The sequence below is a fragment of the Paenibacillus sp. OT2-17 genome (assembly GCF_009827695.1).
Lineage (GTDB): Bacteria > Bacillota > Bacilli > Paenibacillales > Paenibacillaceae > Paenibacillus > Paenibacillus polymyxa_B.
Genome location: NZ_WUDQ01000170.1, coordinates 1 through 7,063, shown reverse-complemented (window position 1 = coordinate 7,063; position 7,063 = coordinate 1). Strand labels below are relative to the sequence as shown.

The 7,063-nt window shown below is 46.6% G+C and carries 6 protein-coding genes and 1 pseudogene; all 7 read left to right on the top strand.

What is annotated here, in order from left to right:
• Positions 1-380: pseudogene (locus GRP75_RS16295) on the top strand (malate dehydrogenase); the annotation flags it as partial.
• Between the two features lie 306 nt (positions 381-686).
• The gene (locus GRP75_RS16290; protein WP_023987918.1) at positions 687-1,103 is read left to right on the top strand and encodes a hypothetical protein; all 417 of its coding nucleotides are present in this window, start codon (positions 687-689) and stop codon (positions 1,101-1,103) included.
• A gap of 208 nt (positions 1,104-1,311) precedes the next feature.
• Positions 1,312-2,181 (top strand): SDR family oxidoreductase, encoded by an 870-nt coding sequence (locus GRP75_RS16285; RefSeq protein WP_023987919.1) that lies wholly within the window; start codon positions 1,312-1,314, stop codon positions 2,179-2,181.
• Positions 2,182-2,300: 119 nt separating this feature from the next.
• On the top strand, positions 2,301-4,103 hold the full coding sequence (gene pnpS / locus GRP75_RS16280) for a two-component system histidine kinase PnpS (RefSeq protein ID WP_160789814.1): 1,803 nt from the start codon (positions 2,301-2,303) through the stop codon (positions 4,101-4,103).
• A 128-nt stretch (positions 4,104-4,231) separates the two neighbouring features.
• A complete protein-coding gene (locus GRP75_RS16275; protein WP_013309604.1) occupies positions 4,232-4,963 on the top strand; it encodes a response regulator transcription factor in 732 nt (243 codons plus the stop codon).
• Positions 4,964-5,122: 159 nt separating this feature from the next.
• Positions 5,123-6,247, top strand: a complete 1,125-nt coding sequence (locus GRP75_RS16270; RefSeq protein ID WP_023987921.1) for a methyl-accepting chemotaxis protein — start codon at positions 5,123-5,125, stop codon at positions 6,245-6,247.
• A gap of 127 nt (positions 6,248-6,374) precedes the next feature.
• Positions 6,375-7,063: phosphate ABC transporter ATP-binding protein PstB (gene pstB, locus GRP75_RS16265; protein ID WP_160789813.1), on the top strand; the 689-nt coding region annotated here is incomplete at its 3' end.

Genomic DNA, 7,063 nt, shown 5'->3' with positions numbered 1-7,063 from the left:
TACGCTATTCCAGCGTTGGAGGTATACCTATCGAAACCCTGATTTCGCAGGAACGTATCGAAGCGATCGTACAACGGACACGCGGCGGTGGCGGAGAGATCGTTAATCTGTTGGGTAATGGTAGCGCATATTATGCTCCGGCAGCTTCGCTTGCACAAATGACAGAAGCGATTGTAAAAGATAAAAAACGGATTATTCCGGTCATTGCATACCTGGAGGGAGAGTACGGCTATCAGGATTTATTCCTTGGCGTACCGACACTTCTTGGCGGCAATGGCATCGAAAAAGTGTTCGAGTTGGAATTGACAGCCGAAGAAAAAGCAGCGCTCGATCAATCCGCCGAATCGGTCCGCAGTGTGATTAAAATAGTTACCGTATAGATTCAATTTTCTACTAAGACGGTATACTTTTACTTGAAGAGGTGTCCCCAAGCCATAGTCATGGCCGCTGGACACCTCTTTTACTTTTAAGTAATCTATTCGTTTTCTTCTGTATTCCTTTGCTTTGACCCACTTCCCCGGTATAATAGAGTTCATATGTATTGATAGTTACATGAGGATTTTGCAAAATCCTGACATAGAAAAGCATGTCCCAAAACACTGAAAAGATGGTAGTCATTCGTTGGAATATGATCGTTCTATGGAAAAAAAGTTTGTAAGAAAACAAAGAAATGGAGGTTGTAAAGAATGTTTTTTATTCACATTATTGGATCACTGGCAATGGGTTTTTATTTATTGCTCCCCTTCGTTGTGGGCAAAATCGACAAATTGGCTCCTAGCGTGCAGGAGGGAACGATATCGGCTGTTCAGCTATTGAACCGTTTGGCTCAATTTGCACTGATCCTTGTGCTTGTTAGCGGTATCTATATGATTTTTCCCTGGGGTTCTTATTCGGTAGCATGGATCGTTGTCGTTTTGCTGTTGTTTCTCGCCATTTCTGGTATCGCGGGAGCCATGGGTAAGCCGTTACGGCTGTCGCTGGAAGCGATTCGTAGCCAACAGCCTATTACGCAATACGCTGGCAAAATGCGAATGTTCAGTACGCTGCTTGCCGTCTTCCTGATTTTAATTACGTTTTTAATGGTATACAGCCATATTATTTAATTATGCATTTGGTGAGAGCCTGTAATCGAATGATGACAAATGCTAAATTGAAAAAACGGTCTGTGCTGAATAAGCATAGGTCGTTTTTTTGTGCGCTCAAATAACTACATTTTTCGTTTAACGAATAACTTTGTGTGGTAAATCAGGAGTAGAGTGGATGCAAATGTTGCATCCTAAAAAATATCTGATTTTGAAGGGAGAATGTACAATGCCTAAAAGTAACCAACCTCAGCAAACCTTGCCCCCACAGCATCAGGACCAGCAACCGGGGATTGAGTCCAAAATGTCGCCTGCACCCCAGTTTGAAAAACCAACTTACAAAGCTGCTGGCAAGCTAACAGGTAAAGTTGCACTTATTACTGGTGGAGACAGTGGAATTGGACGGGCTGTAGCTGTCACGTATGCCAAAGAAGGTGCGGACGTAGCTATCATTTACTTGAATGAACACAAGGACGCGGAAGAAACAAAACGTCAGGTAGAGCAGGAGGGACGCAAATGTGTGTTGATTCCTGGCGATATCGGAGATGACCAATTTGCCAAAAAAGCGGTTCAACAGACGGTTCACGAGCTGGGCAAGCTCGACATCGTTGTGAACAATGCGGCAGAGCAGCATCCACAGCAAAAGCTGGAGGATATTACCAAAGAACAGTTGGAGCGTACTTTCCGTACGAATATTTTTGGTATGTTCTTCCTGACGCAAGCAGCATTGCCGCATTTGAAGAAAGGAAGCACTATCGTCAACACAACATCGATTACCGCGTACGCTGGGAACAAGACACTCATTGATTATTCATCGACCAAAGGGGCAATCACATCCTTTACTCGTTCCCTTTCACTCAATTTGGCGGATCAAGGTATTCGGGTGAACGCTGTAGCACCAGGGCCAATCTGGACGCCGTTAATCCCGTCTACATTTGATGCCAAGACGGTCAGCGAGTTTGGAGGAGCACAGCCAATGAAGCGTCCGGGTCAGCCGGAAGAATTGGCGCCAGCCTATGTGTACCTTGCTTCAGACGATTCTTCATATGTAAGCGGGCAGGTTATTCATATCAACGGCGGTGAAGTTATAAACGGATAAGAGGATAAAGGAAAGGCTGGGGGCGTGTTATGCCCTGGCCTTTTTTCTTTTCACGGTGGAACATAATGAAGGTAGCCTGTAGAATGAGACTTAACTTACTTAAAGGATGGGCATATTTTATGAAATCGTTTCGTTTCAGGCTTACCCTGATCATGCTGATTTTGATTGGCATATCTGTCCTTGCTGCTGGAATCACGATGGGACAAATTTTTAAAAATTCGAATATGAAGGTGCTAGAGGAGAACATGGGACGGGAGATCGACCTGCTTCGCGCTACATTCCCTTTTGTAAATGCAGATGCCCTGTCCAGCACGGATTATGTCTCTTATTATTCTCAAAAGGCGAAGGAAATTGCTCGTCTGACGGAATCACGGGTGACCTTCATTCGCAAGGACGGGACGGTGGTTGGCGATTCGTTAAGTGATCCGCGTAAGATGGAAAACCACGCATCACGTGATGAAATACGGCAAGCTACGGTGGAAGGAATCGGTCGGACAATACGCTACAGCGAAACTCTGCAACGAAACATGCTATACGTCGCTGAACCTGTTGTATCGGACAAGGGCTTTGATGGATATATCCGTTTGTCTATGAGCCTGAAAGCGGTGGAGGAGGGAGTACGGCGCGGCTGGACGGCCATCGGGATTGGTCTTGTGTTGCTGTTTATTGCTGCTGGATTGGTGAGCTATCGTATTGCTCGCAGCCTCACCTCGCCCATTGAACATATTACAGGGGTAGCCAACCGCATATCAGGGCTGGATTATGACGCAAGAGTCGGTGTACAGCGCCGGGATGAGGTAGGGCAACTGGGTGAAGCCATTAATCGTATGGCTGACAGTCTCCAAGACCAAATGAAAACGATACGCGACAATGAGGATTTACTCCAGAGCGTCATGAGTAATATGACAGGCGGAATTCTAATGATTGATGCAAGTGAGTGTATTGCGCTTGTAAACCGTGAGTCTGAGCGAATGCTTGGTGTCGTGGGTAAACGGGTGACGGACAAGCCGTATCATGAGCTGAAGAAGCACTATGAGCTCACAAAGCTAATTGAGGGCAGCATACAAAGCCGAGAGAGGTTGCATGGTGAGGTTCATTTGTACAATCCCGAGGAGAGACTCGTGTTGCTGGACGGTGTCCCGATGTATGAGGATGAAGGCGGATACCGCGGGATGCTGTTCCTTTTACAGGATATTACGGCCATTCGACGGTTGGAAAATATGCGGAGCGAATTTGTGGCTAACGTTTCTCATGAGCTAAAAACACCGATTGCCGCGGTCAAGGGCTTTGCCGAGACGTTACTCGGTGGCGGGGTTAAAGATGAAGAGACGGCCCGCTCATTTTTGCAAATTATATATGATGAAAGCGAACGATTGAATCGGCTAATCGGTGACATTCTGGAGCTATCCAAAATTGAATCCAAGCGTTCTCCGCTGGATTGCTCGCCGGTGCACGTTTCGTCGTTCATAGATTCATTGCTGGAAAAACTGAACAATGTTGCGGCCAAAAAAAGAATTACGCTACACATGGATATCCCGGATGAGTTGTTTATGGAGGCAGATGAAGATAAGCTTCAGCAGATTTTCTTGAACCTTTTGTCTAATGGCATCAACTATACACTTGATGGTGGCAAGGTAAAGATTAAGGTTCTAACGATACAGCGGGAGAATGACACGGAAAAGGTCGTATTTACAGTCAGTGATACAGGTATTGGAATTCCGAAGAAGGACCTGCCACGTATCTTTGAGCGCTTTTACCGGGTGGACAAAGGACGCTCGCGCAACTCTGGCGGAACGGGGCTGGGATTGTCGATCGTCAAACACTTGGTCGATTTGCATCATGGCACCCTTTCGGTGGAAAGTGAGCTTGGATTGGGTACCACATTTACAGTTGAATTACCGCTATTGCAACAGGAAGAATGAACTAGAACATTTTTTACATTCTGTTAACAATGCCGTGATAAAATAAACGGGTGTCGCATGAGTATGAAAAAGGTTTCAGGATTTTGACCAATGCGCCTTTAACAGGTAAACAGGAGATGAAGTTATTTATGGGACAACGCTTGCTGGTTATTGAGGATGAACCAACGCTTGCTAGATTGCTATCCTACAATTTGATACAAGAAGGCTTCGAAGTGGACACGGAGGATCATGGCAGTGCCGGGTTTGAGAAAGCCTCCAGAGAGTCCTACGATTTGATCCTGCTGGATTTGATGTTGCCGGGAATGAACGGACTGGACATTCTGAGCAGACTTCGCCATCAGGGGCTGACGACGCCTATCATTATTTTAACGGCCAAAAACGGTGAAGCAGAGGTTGTTCAAGGGCTGAAGTCGGGTGCGGATGATTACATCACGAAGCCTTTTGGCGTTTCTGAGCTGTTGGCCCGCGTGACGGCTGTGCTGCGAAGAACTTCCGGCGGGGATGAAGGAGTGTTGTCTGATCAGAAAGATAGCTCCAAAATTCAATTGGGCGAGCTGGAGATTTACCCCGAAAAATATGAAGTCATTCTTGGAGGTCAGTCCATCAGCCTCAGACCAAAGGAATTTGAGGTACTTCTTTATTTGTCCCGCAAGCCGGGTGTGGTATTGACCCGAGATGATCTGATGAATGCTGTTTGGGGTTTTGACTACATTGGCGGTCAACGGACCGTGGATGTGCACGTCAGTTCCTTACGTAAAAAGCTGGAGCTAGATCCCGACTCGGTTCATATTGATTCGATCCGTGGAGTGGGGTACAAGCTGGTTGTAAATAAAAAAAGAAGCGCTTCTCATTTATTATAAATGAGGAGCGTTTTTCTTTATCTATGGCAGTGTCCGGCGACTTTTGTGTCCATTTCGTGATTTTACATTTCATTAACAAAACTGATCGCTAGAATCAACAAATGACCGATATGATGTTCCCGTCACTCCAAGTAGTTAAAAAAAGGGGACTTCAGAACGATGATAACGGAACCAAAGACCCAGCCGAGTTCCACTGCCGTGATTGAACGTGAAGCATACAAGCCGATTACTACCTATGTGCCATGCCGGGAGGTTCCGATCATTGGTACGGACATGTCTTGTAAAGAACTGTTAGCACTTATGAAAACACAGGAAGATATACCTTGTGTTATTGTTGTGGATAAAAATGATCTTCCACTGGGCATTATTATGAGAGATGCGTACAATCGCCATTTTACGGGCAGATTTGCTGCGGCGTTGTTCTATGACAAGCCTGCGGCCATATTTGCCGACCCCGATACATTAATTGTGGATTTAAAAAGCCGGGCATCGGACATTGTGGAATTGGCGATGTTGCGTGAAGAACAGCGTTTTTACGATTGTGTGTTGATTAAGGAAGGCACACGATTACTCGGCGTACTCACGATTCGTGATATCCTGTCCGTCGTGCAGCGAATGCAAAGAGAAGCGGACGAAGAGCGGGGCGATGTGATTCGGCATAGCTATGACGGAGTCCAGCGTATTCAGCTGACTGTGCTGGATGCAGCTAAAGAGGCCGATGACAGTGTGCGGCTAACCCGCTCAATGAGTGAATTATCCCGCCGTGGCAAAGTAGAATTGGAGGATGTTTTGCTCTCCTATCGTGCGGTCACGGAGCAAATGAAGCGCCAGCATGAGCAGATGACGGCGTTGACCCAATCGCTGAATGACATTGCGGGCATGGCCTCATCCATTCGTGCACTGGCAGATCAAAGCGGACTGCTGGCGATCAATGCGTCCATTGAGGCGGCGCATGCTGGCGAACACGGACGAGGCTTCCAGATTGTGTCTCAGGAGGTGCGGAATATGTCACTCCAGACGAAAGCTTTTTCCACGCAGATTACAGGCTTACTCACCCATATCGAGCAGATGCTGCGTGACACTGCTGAACTGACGGATACGAGTATGCAGCAGATTCATACAGGCTCTCAATATATTTCTGCTGGAACACAAACTTTTGCCAAACTATTGCAGGCTGTCGATGAAATTGAAGCCAAAAACAGCGAAATGTCCCATTCCGCAGAGGAAGCGGCTTTGAATGCAGCCGAAATTGCACAGGAGCTTGAGCTCATGCTAAGTTCTTGATCATTTTACATACCGTTAACAAATCCACCACACTAAATTTACACACAGCTTATATAATCTTCATATTGTGCAAATCAGGTGCAATGCTTGAGGATCATAACTGCAACACGAAGGAGATCATAAATCCATGAATGATTCCGTAATCCGGATTGATAAGCTAAATTTATATTATGAGAAATTTCACGCGCTGAAACATATAAACCTCGATATTCCTGAAAAAACGGTAACTGCCTTTATAGGCCCGTCCGGCTGCGGCAAATCGACCCTGCTGCGTACGCTGAACCGGATGAATGACATGATACCGGGAACGCGTATTGAAGGCACCGTGAGTATCGCAGGTCAGGATATATACGGCGATACTATGGAAGTAGAAACTCTGCGTAAGCAGGTAGGAATGGTTTTTCAACAGCCTAACCCATTTCCCAAATCGATTTATGATAACGTAGCCTACGGTCCACGTCTGCATGGAGTTCGGCAAAAGGACAAGTTGGACGAATTGGTCGAGCAAAGCCTGCGGCAGGCGGCACTCTGGGAAGAGGTCAAGGACTTTCTGAAGCGTTCAGCTCTGAGCTTGTCCGGTGGACAACAGCAGCGGTTGTGCATTGCCCGGGCGCTTGCCGTACAGCCAGATATTTTACTGATGGACGAGGCGACATCTGCGCTAGATCCGATCTCCACGATGAAAATTGAAGAACTGGTTCAGGAATTGCGAGACACATATACCATCGTCATGGTGACGCATAACATGCATCAGGCAGCGCGTGTGTCCGGTCGAACTGCGTTCTTTTTAAATGGTGTTGTGGTGGAAGCGGCGGA